This window comes from Flavobacterium sp. FG68, assembly GCF_057808895.1.
Genome location: NZ_JBMDIY010000006.1, coordinates 22,087 through 42,829, shown reverse-complemented (window position 1 = coordinate 42,829; position 20,743 = coordinate 22,087). Strand labels below are relative to the sequence as shown.

At 35.6% G+C, this 20,743-nt stretch carries 12 protein-coding genes; 4 read left to right on the top strand and 8 right to left on the bottom strand.

Annotated features, from left to right (window positions below; genetic code table 11):
• Positions 1-104 precede the first annotated feature (104 nt).
• The 7 genes from ACODSB_RS05630 to ACODSB_RS05600 form a co-directional block, all read right to left on the bottom strand.
• Positions 105-1,745, bottom strand: coding sequence for a glycosyl hydrolase family 18 protein (locus ACODSB_RS05630; RefSeq protein WP_488936307.1), 1,641 nt, complete (start codon positions 1,743-1,745; stop codon positions 105-107).
• 171 nt (positions 1,746-1,916) lie between these two features.
• Complete coding sequence (locus ACODSB_RS05625; protein ID WP_488936306.1) at positions 1,917-4,586, bottom strand: beta-1,3-glucanase family protein; 2,670 nt, start codon at positions 4,584-4,586, stop codon at positions 1,917-1,919.
• 176 nt (positions 4,587-4,762) lie between these two features.
• A complete protein-coding gene (locus tag ACODSB_RS05620) occupies positions 4,763-8,719 on the bottom strand; it encodes a family 16 glycosylhydrolase (protein WP_488936305.1) in 3,957 nt (1,318 codons plus the stop codon).
• A gap of 638 nt (positions 8,720-9,357) precedes the next feature.
• The gene (locus tag ACODSB_RS05615) at positions 9,358-12,288 is read right to left on the bottom strand and encodes a triple tyrosine motif-containing protein (protein WP_488936304.1); all 2,931 of its coding nucleotides are present in this window, start codon (positions 12,286-12,288) and stop codon (positions 9,358-9,360) included.
• A 526-nt stretch (positions 12,289-12,814) separates the two neighbouring features.
• The gene (locus ACODSB_RS05610) at positions 12,815-13,453 is read right to left on the bottom strand and encodes an HAD family hydrolase (protein ID WP_488936303.1); all 639 of its coding nucleotides are present in this window, start codon (positions 13,451-13,453) and stop codon (positions 12,815-12,817) included.
• Positions 13,454-13,540: 87 nt separating this feature from the next.
• Positions 13,541-14,008 carry an NUDIX hydrolase gene (locus ACODSB_RS05605; protein ID WP_488936302.1) on the bottom strand — a complete coding sequence of 156 codons (468 nt, stop codon included), beginning with the start codon at positions 14,006-14,008 and terminating at the stop codon, positions 13,541-13,543.
• A gap of 68 nt (positions 14,009-14,076) precedes the next feature.
• Positions 14,077-15,000 carry a YybH family protein gene (locus ACODSB_RS05600; RefSeq protein WP_488936301.1) on the bottom strand — a complete coding sequence of 308 codons (924 nt, stop codon included), beginning with the start codon at positions 14,998-15,000 and terminating at the stop codon, positions 14,077-14,079.
• Between the two features lie 165 nt (positions 15,001-15,165).
• On the opposite strand from ACODSB_RS05600, the gene ACODSB_RS05595 reads away from it, so the two are divergent.
• Complete coding sequence (locus ACODSB_RS05595) at positions 15,166-16,335, top strand: BT3233 family polysaccharide utilization protein (RefSeq protein WP_488936300.1); 1,170 nt, start codon at positions 15,166-15,168, stop codon at positions 16,333-16,335.
• Positions 16,336-16,713: 378 nt separating this feature from the next.
• Here the strand turns inward: ACODSB_RS05595 and ACODSB_RS05590 are convergent, their stop codons facing one another.
• Positions 16,714-17,721 (bottom strand): LacI family DNA-binding transcriptional regulator, encoded by a 1,008-nt coding sequence (locus tag ACODSB_RS05590; protein ID WP_488936385.1) that lies wholly within the window; start codon positions 17,719-17,721, stop codon positions 16,714-16,716.
• Positions 17,722-17,935: 214 nt separating this feature from the next.
• On the opposite strand from ACODSB_RS05590, the gene ACODSB_RS05585 reads away from it, so the two are divergent.
• The 3 genes from ACODSB_RS05585 to uxuA all read left to right on the top strand — a co-directional run bounded on the left by ACODSB_RS05585 (position 17,936) and on the right by uxuA (position 20,698).
• Positions 17,936-18,388, top strand: a complete 453-nt coding sequence (locus ACODSB_RS05585) for a NanQ anomerase/TabA/YiaL family protein (RefSeq protein WP_291148473.1) — start codon at positions 17,936-17,938, stop codon at positions 18,386-18,388.
• A gap of 186 nt (positions 18,389-18,574) precedes the next feature.
• Positions 18,575-19,387 (top strand): SDR family oxidoreductase, encoded by an 813-nt coding sequence (locus tag ACODSB_RS05580; RefSeq protein ID WP_488936299.1) that lies wholly within the window; start codon positions 18,575-18,577, stop codon positions 19,385-19,387.
• Positions 19,388-19,513: 126 nt separating this feature from the next.
• A complete protein-coding gene (gene uxuA / locus ACODSB_RS05575; protein ID WP_488936298.1) occupies positions 19,514-20,698 on the top strand; it encodes a mannonate dehydratase in 1,185 nt (394 codons plus the stop codon).
• Positions 20,699-20,743: the final 45 nt, after the last annotated feature.

The following is a 20,743-nucleotide window of genomic DNA, read 5'->3' as shown; positions in this document are numbered from 1 at the left end:
TCAGAAGAAAAAATCTATGTTTCTATGTGTTTAAAAAACACTCTATAAACAAAAGCACTAATCTTCTCTACCGAAACAAAGAAGAAAAGTGCTTTATGTAAAACTTATTTTTTAATAAAACGTCTTACCGTTTTGATTCCATCTTTTTCCAATGAAATCAGGTAAATTCCTTTTTTCAAACCAGCAACATTAATGCTGTTGTTGTTTACTGTTTGTGAAGAAACTGTAGCGCCGCCTTCAGAATTGATAACACTTACATTTGCTCCGGAAACTTCTGAACTAAAGAAAAGTGTATCTTCTGTTGGGTTTGGATAAATAGTAACGCTTGCAATATCAGCAGAAGTTTCTGCAGCAGGTGCAGCAGATTTAGCCGCTAAACCAGAAGCTGATTTCGTGATTCTAAACCAGTTTAAATTTACTCCTGAAGCTTGAATATAGATTCCGAAATTATATGTTCCAGCATTTACGTTTACAGTTTGCGTAATAGTCTGCCAGTTTTGCCATCCTCCAGTATTTGGTACATTAACGGCACCAAGCTGAATTGTTCCTGCATTTAAATCAGATGATAATCTTGCTCCGTTAACAGCACTTGCAACTCTGTATTCAATAACATAATTACCAGATGTTGGAAAGTTAATATTGTAATATGCCATCCAGTCTCCTGTATCAGCATAACCTACATTTAAACCTCCCCCTGTATCTGTTGTAGCTTCTGTTTGAACACCGCTCATTGTATTATAACTTTCGGCTTGTATTAAAGTTCCTGTTCCAGGAGGATTACTTCCTGTAATAACCTGATTGATGGCAGTCAATAATGATTTAGAGCCTGTTGCATCCTGAGATAATTCCCAAATCATAACTCCGCCTGCGTTTTGAATCGCAAAAGTTGTTTTTGCTTTAATTGTTGGAATTCCGTTATAGTAAATTGTATTTCCAACCTGATCTAAATTTTCTGCTCCCGGATATTGAGCTACGATATTAGCATAAGAAATTCCCTGATTTGCAGATGCTCCAAAGCCATATCCGTAAAATGGTAATCCAATAATAGCTTTACTTGCAGGTAATCCTCTTCCTGTCCAGTAATTAAATTGGTTTACAGCCATACTGTATGGAGAATGCTGTCCCGGATTTCCTGGCTGCCATGGCCCAGTTGCATCGTATGCCATGATATTAATCCAGTCATAAGCCGCAAAAGTAGATGCAGGTACATTTGCACCACCATATCCTTCTGAAAGTGCTGACGAAATCAATTTTCCATTGGCATGCAGTTTATTCGCCAAGGCAATAACAAATCCGCCGTAATCGCCGTTAATTGCCGGACCTTCTAAATCTACGTCGATTCCGTCAAAATTGTGAGCGACCACATAGTCGTACAGTTTTTGAATAAAAGCGGTACGGTTTCCCGGCGTAATTAAATTAAAATAATTGTCGCGAATGGCACCGCCTTCAGAAATAGCACCTCCTCCAAGAGAAACAAAAACTTTAACGTTTTGAGCATGTGCAGTATTAATAATGGCATTATTTCCAGAATTAAAACTTAAATATCCGTTTGCATCAGGATTTTCAAACGCAATATTAATGTGCGTTAATTTACTGTACTGGATTGTTCCTGCTAAAGCATTTAAATCTACCCAGTTCGGGACATAAGCGATTACTTTTTTCTGCTGGGCCGCAGCTAAGTTAAAAACACCCAACACTAAAATAATAATGCATTTCTGCAGCATTCTTCGGTAATTGTTTTTCATAATAAATTGTTTAATAGATTAATAAAAATTTGTAAATATTGGGGGAAATGAAAAATTTTAGATTTCAAACTTCAGATTTTAGATTTGATCGCTGTGCAATCTAATTGGGTCAAACTAACTAACGCTCCCTAATTGTTATCTAAAATCTAAAGCCTAAAATCGTTTTTAAAACTATTTTTTTATGAAACGTTTGATCGTCTGTTTGCCCTCTTTTTCAAAAACAATAAAATAGATTCCTTGTTTCAAATGCGAAACATCAAAACTGTTGTTATTGATTTTTTGAGATGCTACAGTAGACCCCGTTTGTGAATCGACTATTTTTACGCTTCCGCCAGAAAGATCTGTGGTTACATACAATGTATTTTCAACCGGACTTGGATAAACATTTAAAGCAATTTCTACCGGTTCTTCTGCTGGTTGTACCGAAGCCGTTTTAGCCGCTGCGCCCGCACCAACTTTAGTAATTTTAATCCAGTTGATGTTCATTCCTGTATTTTGAATATAAATTCCGAAATTGTACGTTCCTGCATTTACATTTACCGTTTGCGAAACCGTCTGCCAGTTTTGCCATCCTCCTGTATTTGGAATATCAACATTTCCTAAAACAATGGTTCCTCCGTTTAAATCAGATGATAATCTTCCGCCAGTAACAGCACTTGCCACTCTGTATTCAATTAAATAAGAACCTGTTGTTGGGAAATTAATGCTGTTATACGCTAACCAATCACCAGTTTCTGTGTAACCAACATTTGATCCTCCGCCTGTATCTGTCGTTGCTTCAACCTGAATTCCGCTCATTGCTGAGTAATCTTCGGCCTGAATTAAAACTGAAGTCTGCGAACTTGTAGCAGGAACTAATTTCCATTGTCCGCAAGTTTGGTTGTTATTATCCCATTGTTGTATAATTGCTCCAGAAGCTGTACTTGCTCCTGCAACCTCAACAATTCTACCACTGTGTCTTGCTACAATTTTATAGAAACCATCGCCTGTAGAAACCAATACAAACTGCTGATTTGTTGTTGCATTGTATGGATATTGCTCTAAACGTGCACCGTTTGCTTTATTAAAATTATTGATGTCTAAAGACTGGCTGCTGTGGTTGGCAATAATTTTGTACAATCCGTCACCTAAATGTGTAAAGGTGAATTTCTGATTATTTCCAGAATTCAACGCACCTTGATTAATTCCTGCTCCGTTAGATAAACTTGCATTCCAAACATCCATATACAAACCGCTGTTTCTGTTTTGTAAAAAGAAAGTTTGGTTTCCTAAAGTTGTAGTTCCGTTTGCAAGGATTCTGATAGAAGTTACTTTATCGTTCCAGGTTGCGTTTAAACAAGAATTATCAGAATTAATTACCGTTGAAGCTCCTGTAAAATTATCATCTTGGTATAAAATCGCCTGATAACCCTGCGTGATTTTTAATGAAGAAATATCATCATTTAATACGCCTAAAGTATTTAAACGAGCTAAATTATAATCTCCAATTGTTAATCCGCCAGAGAAACCTGTGTAGTTACAATCTTTATAAACTGTAATAACATCTGTCGAAGCCGGAACAGAAGGAACCGTTCCTGCGTAACCTCCAAAAACGGCAATTACTTTTGTTGGCTGTGTCGAATGCAACGATGGTGACTGATCTGCAACATCATCATAAGCAAATCCATACGCTAAATTATCAATGCTGATTCCCGGTAAATGCCAGAATTTAGAATAATGATTTGTTGGGTTTACCTGATAAAATTTTGAAGCATCGTACCAGTTTTGCTGTCCCGGATTTGCTGTTGTAGTATTTACAACGTGTCTGTTAATAGCTGCTGTTAATTGTGCCTGAATCACAAGATCTAAATCTCCGTCAACCAATCTTCTGTCCAAAACACCTTTTCCTTCAAGTGCTTCCTGAGTACTTGGTCTGTATTGAACTCTTCCTGTACGGCCAACAAATCCTCCAGATTGTCCTACCATTTCAAGCTGTTCGCCAATAACTCTTCCTTTAAAAACTCCGGCGTCTCCGGCATAAAAGATTAAATCTTCATTTTTATATTTATTCCAGATCGCATCGATATACGATTTTAAATAATTGGCTTGCGGCCCAACTGTCGTTCCTCCTGTTCCATCTGCGAAAGCAGGTGTTTTTGACGGAGCTGTAATTTCACCTGTTGTATTGTTTACACAACCTTGAAATTCTGATGGAACATTGGCTTTAAAAGCAGCAACAATATCAGCGTGTTTTTTTAATTCACCAACTTTCTTTTGATATCCGTTTGCGCCAAATAATTCCAGTCCCATTGGATATTTATATGAATCTACTCTTGAAGGATTTCCGAAGAAACCATATTGATTGTTAGTCAATTCGATTATTTCATATAAAATTCCCTGATTTGGATCTGTTGCATTCAGCGGATTTGGCGATGTATATCCCGAAGGAGCTCCATTGGCACCAAAAAAGTAAAAATACAACTGCGAACCTTTAGAAATAAAAACCCTGCAGCCTGCAATTAAAGGCAGCGTAAAAGTTTTGTTTGGAATTTCACTCAGCTTGGTAAAACAAGCTGCGTATTTTGAATTTTGTCCCGGTCCGGTATTTCCGCCAATTGTTGGTCCCGTAACGGTATTATAAGAAGAACTCATTGGTAAAACCTGACTTGTTTTGGCATTTACCCAAACATGGTTTCCGGTAGTATAATCGATACCAACAATGGCTACATACAATTCATTGTCATTAAATGTAGAAGTATTGCTAATCGTAAAAGGAATGGCTCCCTGCCCGAACATAAAATTTGAAAACACCAAAAACAGTGCTGTCAGTAGTGAAAATCTTTGAAGTTTATTTTTTTTCATATCTAAATAATTGTGGGTTTATGTAAATAGATTCTAAACTGAAGTCATTTTAAATCATGACTTTTTAATCATCCGTCAGGTGCAATTATTTGGTGCTATCCATTTAAATTTAATTCCAGCTTACAATTGAATGAGAGGGTTTATTTTAAAACAAACTACACCCAACGGATTTTTAATTATTTCTTAATTAGCTTTTTTGTCCAGCTTTTTTGATCTGATTTGAAATTCAAAATATAAATTCCTTTTGTTAGTCTGCTCAAATCAATTACGCTTTCACTCGCTTCTTTCTCCGGTTTATTCTGAAGAACCAATGTTCCTGAATTGTCATAAATCGTGATGATTTTGTTATCTAAATTTTCAGGAATGGCAACTTGAATATAGTTACTCGCCGGATTTGGATAGATGGCAAAAACAACACTTTCCGGAGCACTTTCTTCAACTATAACATTCGCTTTTTTAGCCGCCGAAGCTGATCCATACGCTTCGATTTCATATAATGAATATCCGTAAGGAGCCAAAGCTTTTGTTGTACATAAAATACGCAGGTATCTTCCTGTTCCACTTACGGTTAAATCATCCGTTCCTCCATCGCTGGCAGTTTGTGTGTTGATAGTTTCGTTTTCGGTAAAAATATTATCTGTAGAAAGCTGTACTTTGTATTGCGTTGCAAAAGCTGCTTCCCATTTCAATACTACACGATTCAGGTTGTAGTTACTTCCTAAATCAACATAAATCCATTCGGTAGCATTTGCAAAAGAACTTGCCCATCTTGAAACCGTTCCGTCTCCGTCTGTAGCTTTACTGGCTGACAATGTTGCATTTTCTTCTGTAGAAGCCGTTGCCGTTTTTGACAAAGCTAAATTTACATTCGGATTTGCTGTAATATTTCTAACAATAACATCGCTGAAAACTCCCGTTCCTAAAGTTCCGTTTGCGTGAGAAGTAACCGCCATTCCAACATAAATGGTATTTGCCATCGTAATTGTTTTTGGAGTTCCAAGTTGTGTCCACGTTGTACCGTTATCAGATGTGTAAGAAGTAAATACATTTCCTGTACGTACCACACGAACCCATTTTGGAGCTGTTCCCGCGGCAACATCTGCAACCGTTACTCCCGAAGTAGCATTTCTTGATAAAAATTCAACGCCTGCAGCCGGTGTAACATCTGTCATAGCATGTTTGGAAGTTGCTGTAAGCGTTTCTCTAAACATTACTCCCGCTTTTGCATATGTATTGGTATTCGTTAACGAATTTACTTTGGCAATAATTTCAGCATCACCAGTAATAGATTGATTTACAAATTGAAATTGATCGCTGGTTTCCCAAATATCAGTTCCCGAACCTTTTATAGTGAAAGTTCCGCTTGAATGTGTGGCTTCTCCCGCTGGTGTTACCGCACCTAAATCTGTACTAACCCACGGTGCAGGTAATCCAACTGGAGTTTCTGTCGAAACTAAATTTAAAGCTCTTAAATTGTCAAAATAATACGTGTTTCCAGAATTTGTTCCCGGTTCATACAAGAAAACAAAACGGTTTACTTCGCTGTCTAAAGTCGAAGCGTCTGGCGTACTTACATACGTAAAAGTTACGGTATGCCAAGTATTAGTTTGTTTTACAACTCCCTGATAAATACTGTGTCTTCCTACCGGATAATTTGACGGAACCGAAGCACTGCTTTCTGCCTGCCATGAAATAACAGATCCAACCGGAGCAGATGTATAAACATCCATAGCGAATTTTTTAGTTCCCGCTTTGAAATCTCCAATATTGGTTAAAGTCGTATTGAATGAGAAGTTATCATATAATTCTGTTGACTTACGAACATATCTTCCAACATTTGAAGATGTATTAATTCCTGTCGCACTCGGGTTTGCTACGTTTGCTGTATAAGTTCCGATAGCGTCTCTAAATGTAATATTGTGAACCGTTTGATAATCTTCATAAACAACTCCTGGCGTAAATGTATCCGGAAGTTTGGTAGCTCCAATTCTGATATTATCAAAATAATAGGTATCGCTTGTAAAAGAACCTGAGTTAAACAATAAAACCATTTGGTTTACTGCCAAATTTGAAGTTCCGGCATCAGGACTTGAATTGAAATAAAAAGTCAGAGTTTCCCATTGGTTTTGTTTCGTAGTAATCGCAACATAATTACTGTTTCTTCCTGTTGGGTAATTAGCAGGAAGCGATGTTGCGCTGTTTTCTAAATTCAAACTTACAACCGTACCAATTGGTGCCGAAGTATATACATCAATCATGATTTTATTCGTCTGATTTTTTAATAAACCAGCATCTTCGATCGTACTTTGTGTATTAAAGAAAAGTACATCGTATTGTTCTGTAACATTTCTAACGTATCTCGCCACATTTGCAGACGAATTCACAGCGTTTGAACCCGGATTTGCTACTACAGAATACGTTCCTGTTGTAGTTCCTTTTATAATTTTGTTGATGCCGTCGTAATTCTGCAATACGTCTGTGGCAACAATTGGTTTTTCTGGTGTAGCTCTTGTCAACAGATTATCAAAATAATATGTTGCTCCAGAATTTGAATTCGATTCAAAAAGTAAAGCCACATTATTGATGGTCAAAGCACTTGTATTTGCATCGATAATTTTTTCGAATTCAAACTCAATCGTTTCCCATTTGTTTTGAACTGTTGTAGTCGCTTTGTAACCGCTGTGTCTTCCTAACGGATAATTTGTCGCTGTGGTGACATTGCTATTTTCTAACTGCAATGAAACTTTAGTTCCAACCGGAGCCGAAGTATACAAATCAAAAGAAATTCTTTTTCTTCCGTATACATAATCATTTGCATTGCTGATTACTACATTTTTGATATTGAAAACATCGTACAATTCAGATGAGTTACGAACATATCTTCCAACCAAAGCCGAAGTATTAATTCCGGTTGCAGAAGGATTTGCTACGGCTTCTGTTAAAACTCCCGTTTTGTTTCCGTAAACAACATTTCTGTTCGTTTGAAAATCTTCCTGAATTTTCTCTACAGGAATGGCAGGTTCTGTCGCTACAGCCAGTTTATATGTATTTGCCGTACAGCCCGAAGTTGTTGCTGTTACCGAAACATCTCCGCCTGCAGTTCCCCAATTTACAGTTACGGCATTTGTTCCCTGTCCGGCAGTAATTGTTGCTCCCGCAGGAACTGTCCAATTATAAGTTGCACCGGTAATAGCATTTATAGAATACGTTTTACCCGTTTCATTTTGATACACTTTTGCATCTCCGGCAACGCCATATTTATAACTTCCGTCATAAACACGAACATAATCTATCTGCAATTTTGCCGGAAAATCAGCCGGAACTGGTGCCACTCCTGCCCCATTTACACTTGTATAAGGCGTTCCTGCACTACCAACAGCCAGATTTAAAATGATATAAAACTGATTATCGTTAAAAGGCCATCCGCCGTTTACAGTAGTATTTGGAGTTGCGGTGTGAAATAAAACATCATCAACATACCATTTAATAAAATTTGGTCCCCATTCTACCGCATACACGTGAAAGTCTGTAGATAAATCCGTTGGAGAACTATAACTTCTTCCCGTAAAATGATATCCGTTTCCATCATAATGAATTGTTCCGTCTACAGATTGTGGGTTTCTGTGTTTGGCTTCCATGATATCAATTTCACCTGTATACGGCCAGTTTCCACCTACCGGAAGCATCCAGAACGCAGGCCATGCACCTTGTCCGTTTGATAACTTCATGCGGGCTTCAACTCTTCCGTATTTAAGGGAATACTTTCCTTCTGTAGTTAATTTTGAAGAAGCGTAAGGCTGATCAGGAAATGCGCCATTCGGCTCGTATTTTGCCTGAATGTTCAAATAACTGTTTGCTCCTTCTTTTACAATTGTAGCCTGATTTGGATCGTAACGCTGAGCCTCAGCATTTCCGAATCCGCAAAGTGCCGGACAACCGTTTCCTGAAATACTCTGCCACTTGGTTAGGTCGACAGTAGTACCGTTAAATTCATCAGACCAAACCAATGTTTTACATTGTGCCTGGACATTCAAAATTGGCAGCAACACAAATATCGTTGCAGCCAAAAATCGTTTAAAATAATAGAAATTGTCTTTCGGTGGTCGGCCGAAAAAAGAGTCATTTTGATTCATTTTTTTTAGTTTTTTGTTAGTAAAGTTTATTACCTCGACAAAAACCTATTTTGCAAAAATGGGTTCTTATTCTAATAATAATCCGACAATATTAACAAATAAATCAGGCTACACTTACATTTTTGAGTACGGTTTGACTACGGTGATTTAAAAAAAATGCAGAAAAAAAGCGTAAAACTACTTAGGATATTACTTACGAGATGAAATCCCGTTTTTGGAAGTTACTCTTAATCGTAAAAGCTGCTAGAGATTTTAAAGGCGTGAAAAATTTTAAACACATAGAAACATGGATTTTCTTCTTGTTTCTTATTTGAGATTATAAAAAAAGCTCGCTTTCACACATAGCTATGTTTGTTTATATTAGTGAAACGCCTTTTTTATAGACAAAGCAAAACTATGTTCCTATGTGTTTAAATAATCGTCCAGTAATTTACTTACTTCTTTTTCACACAGCTATGTTTGTTTAAACTAGTGAAACGCCTTTTTTATGGACAAAGCAAAACTATGTTCCTATGTGTTTAAATAATCGTCTAGAAATTTAAAGCTCACTTTTACACATAGCTATGTTTGTTTAAACTAGTGAAACGCCTTTTTTATAGACAAATTAAAACTATGTCCCTATGTGTTTAAATAACCATCTAGAAATTTAGAATGAATTCTGTGATATTTGCATCAGACGGAAGCTGCAATTTTTTTCGAATTCTGTATCGGGTATCTTCAACTCCACGAACAGAAATTCCTAAAAGCGGAGCAATTTCTTTGGTATTAAAGTTCATTCGCAAATACGCACACAATCGCATATCGCGCGGAGTCAATTCCGGATAAGTTGTTTTCATCCTCTGCATAAAATTATCATGCAATTGATTGAAGATTTCCTCAAATTCGTTCCAATGTTTATCTCCCTGCAATTCGTGATCGATCAATTTGTTTATTTTAGTCAATAAACTAAAGTTCACATTCGGATCATTTTTCTTATCCATCTGCCCTATCAATTCTTTTATAGAAAGCAGGATTTCATTTAAATGAATAAGGTTCACGGTATTCGAAGCAACTTTAGCATTTTTAAGATTTATCGTAGTTTGAAGGTTTTCGCGAACAATGGCCATATTTTCTTGTTCCAAGGTCAATCTCTGTTCATTAAGTTCTGCTCGGCTGCGAAGCAATTCTTTTTCCTGATTCAGGATTAATTGCTGGCGATCGCGTTCTGCCAGAGATTTTTGATATCTAATAATAAAATAGATCACAACACTATAAAGTATTAGATACAAAATATAAGCCCAGATTGTTCTGTACCAAGGCGGTAAAACTTCAAAACGAAAAACCGCTTCTTCGCTTACCACATCATAAATGTTTTTTGCCCTTACATGAAAAACATATTCGTTTTCAGGTAAGTTCGTATATTCTTTTTCTGTCTGAAGGCTGTATTCTGACCATTTTGGTTCAAAACCTTCCAGCCAGTATTCGTATTTTGTGGCATCGGCTTCATCATAAAAAAGTGATGAAAAAGAAAAATGAAGTGCATTGTGGGAATGCGATAAAACATTTGAAATTTCTTCACACGCCTCTTTTGTTTTATTTGGAAGCACATCAAATCGGCTTGAAAATAACAGACTATCTTTCGGAAAAATACATTTAACCTCTGAAATTACGGCTTTATATTTTGTTTGATACTGCTTGTTTTTAATGGTATTATAATGAATTAAACCATCCTGCGTACCAAAAAATACATCACCCGTCGTTGTGGTTTGAATATTCTCAAAACCCGGAACGTATAAATAACGAAGTTTTCTAAAAGGCAGTTCTTCAACCTCAAAACTTCCATTGGCTCTTTTAGTTATTTTTCCGGTGTTTTCTCCAGAAACATACCAGATATTATCCTGATTATCCGATTTTAATAAACGAATATGATTTTCCATTCCAAGATATTTCCTAAAAACAGGTTCTGGAATCATTTTCTTCGAATGCGAATCTTGTTTGTAAACTCCTTTTGTTGTTCCAAAAAGAATCTGATTGTCAATTTTAAAAGTATTCAGAAACAAACTCGACGGGAAACCATTCTTTTGATTGTAAAATTCCACTTTTGAAACCGCATCGAATGTTTTATTAAACTGAATTTTATAAATTCCTTTGTAACCGTGAGCAATCCAGAAATCGCCGTTTTTATCGGTTTCGATAACGCGGCTGCTTTCTTCAAAACCTTTTATTTTATTTTGATAAACCCACGTATTATTCATTTTTTTGAGAAGATACATTCCGTTATAACCGCCCACGATCAATAAATCAGGATGATTAGGAACTAATATTCCTTTCCAAGCTCCATCTGTTTTTGCCAATAATTTTGCCGAATTACCGGAAACCTCAAAGATTCCGTTTTTTTCAAAAGCTAAAAGCGAATTTCCAAAAACACCAATATTCCAAACATTTTCAGACATTCCAGAAACGTGTTGAAAGTTTGCATTTTCATGTTTTCCGTTTTTATAAGAAAGCCAATCCATCCAAAACAAACCGTTGTCTGTAGCGATATACAATTTGTCCTGATAAATCTGACTGCAGTATATTTTGGTTTCTGAATTTGAAGTATCTAAAACTCTGGATAAAGGCGAAGAAATCTGAATCAGCGAAATTCCTTCTTTAAGCGTAACCCATAAATTACCTTCTTTATCAACCTTTAAATTGGTTACATAATCATTTTGCAAACCCATTTGTTTGTTGATATGCTGAATCAAACGTCCCGAACCATCTATGACTATCAACCCCGATTGTCGGGTTCCAATTCCGAAATATCCATCCGAAAGCTGAATCCCTGTAGAAATTTGATTTTGCTTTAAAACATTATCGGCTTCTGTTACAAATGGCTTTAGCTGATTATCTTTAAAAGTAAAAAGTCCGTTTTTTTGTGAAAGTAACAAAAGTCCATTTTTAGTTTGAAAGATTTTTCGAATCTTCATTCCGGCAAATTGATCACTGTTTGTAATCGCCGTTAATGCATTATTTTTTAACTGCAGTAAACCTTTTGCATTATCCAAAACATAGATTTCCTTATTGACTTCAAAGAAATCATCAAATTTCACTTTAGACTTTACAACCTTGATTTTATTATTCTTGTAGATGAAAATTTCTTCATAAGAGAAAAAAATCACTTCATTATTTCGGATAACGGTATGCACCACGTCACCAAAATTTCGCGCCGATTCCGGAAGTAATTTTACTAAAGAGGTGTATTGGTACTGCCCGTTTGGCAATTGAATGACGTAACCAAAATCGCCCTGAGCGCCAACATACATTTTGTCTTTTTTGTCGATGGCGAGCGAACGAACCATACTCTTGTTTTCGGGCTGCGTTACAATGCTCCAGCGAACACCGTCAAACTGCATGATCCCGAAGTGATTGGCAAAAAACATCATTCCCTTAGAATCCTGTAAAACATCCCAGTTTTCTGAAGCGGCTTTATACGTTTTCGGATTATAATTGGTTATAAATGGAACTCCAATTTTTTTAATCTGCGCCTTTACAATTGGAGGAACGAGTATTATCGATAAAACTAAAATTCTAATTATACATTTCGTCATTTTGTTTCTGTCTGTAGGTTATTGTGTGATTTTTGGGAATCACATTTTAGGAAATTGACTCTTGGGGAAAGCCATTTTCCAGGCAAAAAACATTCATTTTTTAAATGTATCAATAACAATTATTCATTATTATCAAATCAAAATAGAGAATGTCGAAATTCAAATATATAAAAATTTATTTTAATGCAACAAATTACAATTTAATCAAACAAATTAGTAATTGTAAGATTAAATTTTAAATTCCAAATCTTCAAATTCCAAATTCCAAACACAATCTTGTCATTGCGAGGAACGAAGCAACCACACTAACAAAGATCAGTAATTGATTTAGCACGTGAGATTGCTTCGTTCCTCTCAAAGACCAATCTTTGTCGATATACTTTGTGTGCCTTCGACTTCGCTCAGGCTGACAACTTAAATAACTTAATCTCATGCTCCAGTCATGTCAGGCTGAGCGAAGTCGAAGCCCCCTCCTGTGACTAAACCCAAAGCATAAATCTAAAATCTGAATTCTAAAATCTAAAATCTAAACTCCCAACATCTCACTCAACTCTTCATAACTATGAAAAAGTACCGCTCCTTCTTCCTCTAAATCATCATTGTTATATCCATTAGCAAAACCATAAACTTTAAAGCCGCCGCTTACACCCGCTTTTACACCCGCTTTACTATCTTCTAAAACAACACATTCTTTTACATTAAAACCCATTTCTTTGGCGGCAAATAAAAAGATTCTCGGATCTGGTTTCCAACTGCTGATTTGATAGGAACTGAATATCTTGTTTTCGAATTTATCCAATAATCCAGCTACTTCAAGATTCAATCTGATTTTATCAACTGGTCCGCTCGAGGCCACGCAATACGGAATCTTTAATTTTTCGATAAACGAAACTACACCTTCCATTGGTTTCACCTGCGTTTTAAAAGCCTCAAAACTTTTCTGGCGGTAATCTGACTCGAAAGATTCAGGAAGTTTTTGATCAATGGCTTCTTCAATATGTCGGAAACAGTCTTTTAAATTTCGGCCGTTAAAATTGCGATAAGCATCTTCAAGTTCCATTTCAAAACCATGTTCTGCTGCCATTTCGAGCAAAATTCCGTTACCAATTTTTTCTGTATCGACTAAAACTCCATCACAATCGAAAATAATACCTTTAACTTCCATATCTAATTTTAAACTTTTAATTAATCTGATAAATTCATCAGATGACAAAATGGAAATTACAAAAATTAATTCAAAAACTACTTTGATTTATAACGTAGCCGAAATTTTAGAAACCATTTGAATTATAAAATCGGCTTGTGCTGGATTTATTTTCTTTAAAGCTTCGGCAGTTTGAAACCATTCGCCTCTGTCTACTTCGGGAAAACTTTCTAATTTTCCGGATTTCGGCGGCCATTCCATTTCAAAATCGTTGCTATTTATTAAAGTTTCATCCACGTCAAATTCAACCGCCCACGCATGAACAATTTTACCCGATTTTAGTTTTACGTATTCCAGTTTAATAAAATCGCCATCGACCTCAAAACTTGTTTCTTCCTTAAACTCGCGTATAGCAGCGTCAAGCGGATCTTCATCATCTGTGAACTCCCCTTTTGGAATCGACCAGCTTTCTAAATCTTTGTTTTTCCAAAGCGGTCCGCCCGGATGCACCAAAAAGAAAAAGATTGTTTTGTCTACAAATTTATACAGTAATATGCCGGCGCTTTGTTTCTTCATGAGGCTGTTATTTATTTTTTCAAAAATCTAGTCTATAAATATCGTTATACTTTTTGGAATATCAGAGATTAATTATGGTTAACCATTTGACGGTAAAGCATTAGGATTCCGTTTTCATCCCTTTTCCAAAGATTAATGCTTTTTCCGGTTACAATTGCCCTTCCCTTTTTATTGTCCCACGAAACATCGACATAATAATAACCGTACTCGATAACAAAATTCTTTATGGGAATAATTCTGCTTGCTTTAATGGATATCGAATCAATTGAAACTCCATTTGGTTTTTCGTGTTCAACGAAATACTGTTTAATATTTTCAAATCCAATAAACATTGGCGTATCGTATGTTAGGTAAATAGCATCTTTTGTAAAGAATTCAACCGCATGTTTCTCGCCTTCCCTTTTTGTTACGAGTTCTGCAATACGCTGATTACGTTTATTAACTTCATCTTCTAAAGACTTTTTTACAGCAGGTTTTGGCGTATCACTTTCTTTTGTTTTTATGGAAGCAAAATTAGTTCCGTCAATTGCTTTGTTTGCTCCCCAAATTTCTGATACCAAAGTAAGTTTTCCGTCTTTTCCTATTTTCCATACATTCATATATTTTCCGTCATAAACCAGCGCACTGCCTTTATCGTTTACTGCATCAATATTGAAAGTTCCAATTTCAATTCCATAATTATCAATCAGCTGAACTTCAAAAATATCTCGTTTATAAGCATTTATTTTAAAGTTAGAAAGCCATTGCTCATAATAGGATTTTATATCTTCTTTTGTATATAATGCTTTATGATATTCGGGCATACAAACTGGCGCTGCATCATCATAATATTGTATTATAACATTACTATCATTATGTAAAAAAGAATCTGTTATCTGGCTGTTTATTGCTTTTAGTTTCTCTTTTAACTGCTCTGTATTTTTAATAGTTTGTCCTTCTAAATTCGTAAAAATCAAAAGGAAGATCATAATCGATAAATATCTATTTTTCATGGTTTTAGAATATTTAAATTGATCTCTTAAAAGTAGAAAAAAAATACATATATAAAATTCAATATCAACGATTTGTACATTATTACTCCTTTTATGTATTCAGAGTGCCGTTTAGATTTGTATTTTTATGAAATAAAAAAAGCAAAAAATTAAAACTATTATATTTTGAAAAAACATTTTTTATTCACCGCAATTCTGGCTGGAAGTTTTACCATTCAGGCTCAAAATAAAATCATAACGGTCAGCAATAATCTGAAAGTTGATCGAGAATTTGAAACCGTTGAACTCACAAAAAAATCACTCGGATTAGCTGCAGATTCTAAACTTGAAAATTATGCTGTAAAAGACATCAGTAATAATTCCTTTTTAGAAACCCAAACCGTAGACAATGACGGTGACGGAACTGCGGATGTACTTTTGTTTCAACCTAAAGTAAAAGCTTCGTCAAAACAAGATTTTGAGGTTTTTGTTGGAACAAATCCTTCGGCTTCAAAAATTGTGAGTTGTTATTCAAGATTTGTTCCGGAACGAACAGATGATTATGCGTGGGAAAACAATAAAGTGGCGTTTAGAACTTACGGACCTGTAGCCCAAAAAATGGTCGAGGACAAAATTCCAGGCGGAACTTTAACCAGCGGAATTGACGCTTGGCTAAAAAAAGTCGATTATCCTATTATCAATAAATGGTACGAAAAAGCAACTAACGGAACGGGAACATATCACAAAGATACTGGAGAAGGTCTGGATAATTTTCACGTGGGCGACAGCCGCGGAATTGGTGGAATTGCTGTAAAAGTAGATGGTAAATATTATTTTTCTAAGAATTTCGTAAGCTGGAAAACAATTACAACCGGGCCAATCAGAACGAGTTTCATTTTAACCTACGCCGATTGGGATGCAAAAGGAAATAAAATAACAGAATCAAAATTAATCAGTTTAGATTACGGAAGTCAGTTTTCGCGTTTCGAAATCAATATTACAGGAACTAAAACCATTTCTGCCGGAATAACGCTTCATGAGAAAAAAGGAACTATTGGAACGAATTTAAAAAATGGCTGGCTGAGTTACTGGGAACCAATCGACGATTCTGAAATTGGTTTAGGTTTAGTCGCTCCAAAAGGTACTTTAACGAGTTTTGATAATCATGTTACCGATGAAAAAGATTTGAGCAACCTTTACGGAGATATCTCGGTTAAAAACAACAAAGCAATTTATTATGTTGGTTTTGGATGGAAAAAAGGAAGTCCGTTTCAAACCAAACAAGAATGGGAAACCTATTTGACTTCTTTCGCTGAAAAAGTAAATAATCCTTTGATTGTGGAGGTTAAGAAATAGTTTTGCCACGAAGGCACTAAGATTTATACTCATTTTTGTCATTTCGAGGAAGGAGAAATCTCCGCAAGTAGCTCTACAAAGATTGACGACTTTCTTTACGGAGTTACTTACGGAGATTTCTCGTTCCTCGAAATGACAAGCTTGTCTTTAATCCTTATTTTTTATTTTATCACAGGAAAATAATTCTACTATAAGATAATTTCTAACTTAAATATAGCCCACGGTTGAAACCGTGGGAAACGTATTGTGATTATGCATTGAGTCCCACGGTTGAAACCGCGGGCTATGTTTGAAATACTATTTGTTTACACACAGATTATTTTTTTAATTAAACCTGCGTCAATCCGTTTAATCCGTAAAACCCGCGGGCTATTAAACTCACCGCCTCGCAGGAAAATAATTCTCCTTTAAGATAATTTCCAGCGGAATATAATGTGTACGCTCTGCATCTTCCTGAAGAACCAGCTTTTTATACAAATAATTGATTCCCATATAGCCCTGACTTTCGGGTCTTTGGTTGATTAAAAAATCGATTACGCCTTTGTTTAGGTATTCAATATTTTCATTTAATAAATCGTAGCCAATAATTCGGATTCCTTTTATATTGTTTTGTTCCAAAAATCTGGCAACAATATAAGCCCTTGAATTCGGCACAAAAATACTGCTGATTCCTGAAAACATCTCCAAATTCATTTGGTCGATTCCCGAATCTTTAATCGTAACTTCTGAAAACTTAAAATTCGTAAGTTCTTCATTTCCTTTAAAGAAAGAATAAAATCCGTCAATACGCTGTAAGTAAACCGATGTGCTTTCGATTTCACGGGTAATTTTAAAGATCAAAACATGTCTTTCATTTTTTACCGCAAAACTGATTAATCTTCCGGCCAGATAACCGCTCTGAAAAGCATCCTGACCTACATAAGCGTGATCGTCTTCATTTGAAATATTCGAATCGATCATCACAACCGGAATATTTTTCTTTTTGTATTCGTTTAAAAACTGAACAGAATCTTCGTAAAATATTGGAGCAAATAATAATCCATCGCAATCGAACTCCAATACTTTATTGACAGATTCCTTAAAAGAAGCGGCATTAAAATCGTAAAAGAAATAATCCAGCACAATTCCGAATTTGCTAAACTCCAAAGCAGCTTTCTCAATACCTTCAACCTGACTTCTCCAATATTCTAATTTTTCATATTTAGGAAGAAAAACCGCAAAATGAAACTTCTTATTTAAGGCAAGATTACTGGCCAGAATATTTCGCTTATAGCCAAATTCTTCAATTATAGCATTGACTTTATCTACAGTTTCCTGTGCAGCCTGACCGCGATTATGTATAATCCTGTCAACAGTTCCGGGCGAAACATTGGCTAATTCGGCAATTTTTTTAATTGTTATGATATTGATTCTTTTTTAGTTAAAATAATAAAAGCTCTTTGGTATAAATTATTTTTTTTAGCAAAAATAAGTTGTTTTACATTACAATTTACATACATTTGTAAAATACCGTGTGCGTACACGTAAAAATACACATAATATAAAAACGGCAAACAATTTTTATATTATTATTTCAAAAACCAAAACAAAACTTTACCCAATGATTGTAGATTCATTACATAATGCAGCTAAATATTATAGTCTGCATCCTAATTTTCAAAAAGCTTTTGAGTACGTAAATCAAACTGATATTGCCAATCTTGAAGCGGGAACTATAGAAATTAATGAAGGCTTAAAACTAATCGTAATTCACGGCGACGGAAGTACGAGAGAAGAAAGTATTAAAGGCTTTGAATGCCACGATAAAAACATTGACATTCAAATTTCAATACAAGGCCCTGAAACTTTTGCATGGAAACCAAGAGAAAAATGTGTCAGCCCAAACGGTGATTACAGCGACGAAAGAGATGTTCGTTTTTTTCACGATAAACCGGATATGTTTTTTGAACTTCAGGAAAAACAATTTGCGATTTTATTTCCCGAAGATGTTCATGCCGCGATGATTGGCGAAGGTTTTTTGAAAAAACTGGTATTTAAAGTTAGGATCTCCTAACGGAGAAAAATTCCAAATTTTAAATTCCAAATTCCAAGTGAAAACTTAAAAGATTATTTTTCAAAAATTGGAATTTGGGATTTAAAATATTGAGATTTAAACATAAAATCAAACACATATAAATATACTTTACTTTCCAGAGGTTTGGAATTTGGAATTTAAAGTATTGAATTTTAAACACAAAATATGGATTCAATATTTAATCTAAAAGGAAAAATTGCACTTATAACAGGCGGTGCCGGAGTATTAGGAAGCAACTTTGCAAATGTTTTGGCAAAACAAGGCGTAATTGTTGGGATTGTTTCTCAATCGATTGAAAAAGCAAACAAAACTGTAAAAGATATAGAAGCGAATGGCGGGCAAGGATTTGCGATTCAGGCGAATGTTTTAAGCAAAGAAGAATTAGAAAAAGCAAAAGACTTTATCGTTGAAAAATATGGTCGTCTTGATATCTTAATTAATGCTGCCGGAGGAAATATGCCGGGCGCAACAATTCAGCCGGATCAGGCCATTTATGATATGAAAAGCGATGATTTACAAAAAGTTGTCGATTTGAATATTATTGGTACTATGCTTCCAACTCAGGTTTTTGCTGAACTTTTTGCGAAACAGAAATCAGGAAACATTATCAATATTTCATCGGCATCGGCACAAAGACCTTTAACTAGAGTTGTGGGATATTCTGCTTCAAAAGCGGCAATTGACAATTTTACACAATGGATGGCGGTTGAATTAGCTCAAAAATATGGCGAGGGAATTCGCGTAAATGCCATTTCTCCGGGATTTTTTATTGGAGAACAAAACCGTGCTTTATTATTAACTCCAGAAGGAAAATTGACTCCAAGAGGCGAAAAAATCATCGATCACACGCCAATGGGAAGATTTGGAACTCCGGAAGATATTGACGGTGCACTTTTATTTTTATGCAGCGACATGTCAAAATTCGTTACGGGAACAATTTTAAAAGTTGACGGAGGTTTTGCCGCAACTAGCATTTAAGATTTCTCAAGTCCTGCAAGGTTTTCAAAACCTTGTAGGTCTAAATTATACATCTATATAAATAAAAAATAATACCTACAAGGTTTTGAAAACCTTGCAGGAGAACAAACCAAAAACACATAACAAATGGAACAAACATTAAGATGGTTCGGACCAAATGATCCTGTTTCTTTACAAGATATTGCACAAACCGGAGCAACCGGAATCGTAACGGCTTTACACCATATTCCAAACGGAGAAGTTTGGAGTATTGAAGAAATTATTAAACGAAAAGTGGAAATTGAACACGAAAACGGAGATCCTAAAAAAGGTGCTTCGGGTTTGACTTGGTCGGTTGTAGAAAGTATTCCGGTACACGAAGACATTAAAAAACAAACGGGGAATTATCTTCAATACATTGAAAATTATAAGGAAAGCATTCGCAATCTGGCTTTATGCGGCATCAAATGTGTGTGTTATAATTTCATGCCGGTTTTAGACTGGTCAAGAACTGATTTGTCCTATACAGTTGAAGACGGTTCGAAAGCTTTACGTTTTGACATTAATGCTTTTGCGGCTTTTGAATTATTCATTTTGAAAAGACCGGGCGCAGAAAAAGAATATTCTGCAGAGCAAACTCAAAAAGCCAAAAGCTATTTTCAGGCAATGACGGATGAAGATAAAGCAAAACTGCAACAAAATATTCTGGCTGGACTTCCGGGTGCTGAAGAAGCTTATTCTGTTGAAGATTTTCTAGTTACATTAAGTGGTTACCATCATATTGACAGACAAGCTTTAAAAGATAATTTATTCTACTTTTTACAACAGATTATTCCGGTTGCCGAAAGTAAAGGTGTTTTGATGGCGATTCATCCAGACGATCCGCCCTACCCGATTTTAGGTTTACCAAGAGTTGTTAGTACAGAGGAAGATTTGATTGAATTAATGAATGCTGCTCCTTCTAAATCAAACGGATTTACTATGTGTACGGGTTCATACGGCGTAAGAGCGGATAATGATTTACCGGGAATTGTGAGACGTCACGGTGATAAAATGAATTTTATTCATTTAAGAAGCACGCAAAGAGACGAAGAAGGTAGTTTCTACGAAGCAAACCATCTTGAAGGTGATGTTGATATGTACGAAGTTGTAAAAGCAATTTTGGAAGTGGAGAAAAGAAACAAAACCAAATTGCCAATGCGCCCGGATCATGGACATCAAATGCTGGATGATTTAAAGAAAAAAACAAATCCGGGCTATTCTGCAATTGGCCGTTTACGAGGTCTGGCAGAATTGCGAGGACTTGAATTAGGGATTAAGCGATCTATATAATGGGTTTGCCACGAAGGCGCTAAGGCGCGAAGATTTTTTAAAGCT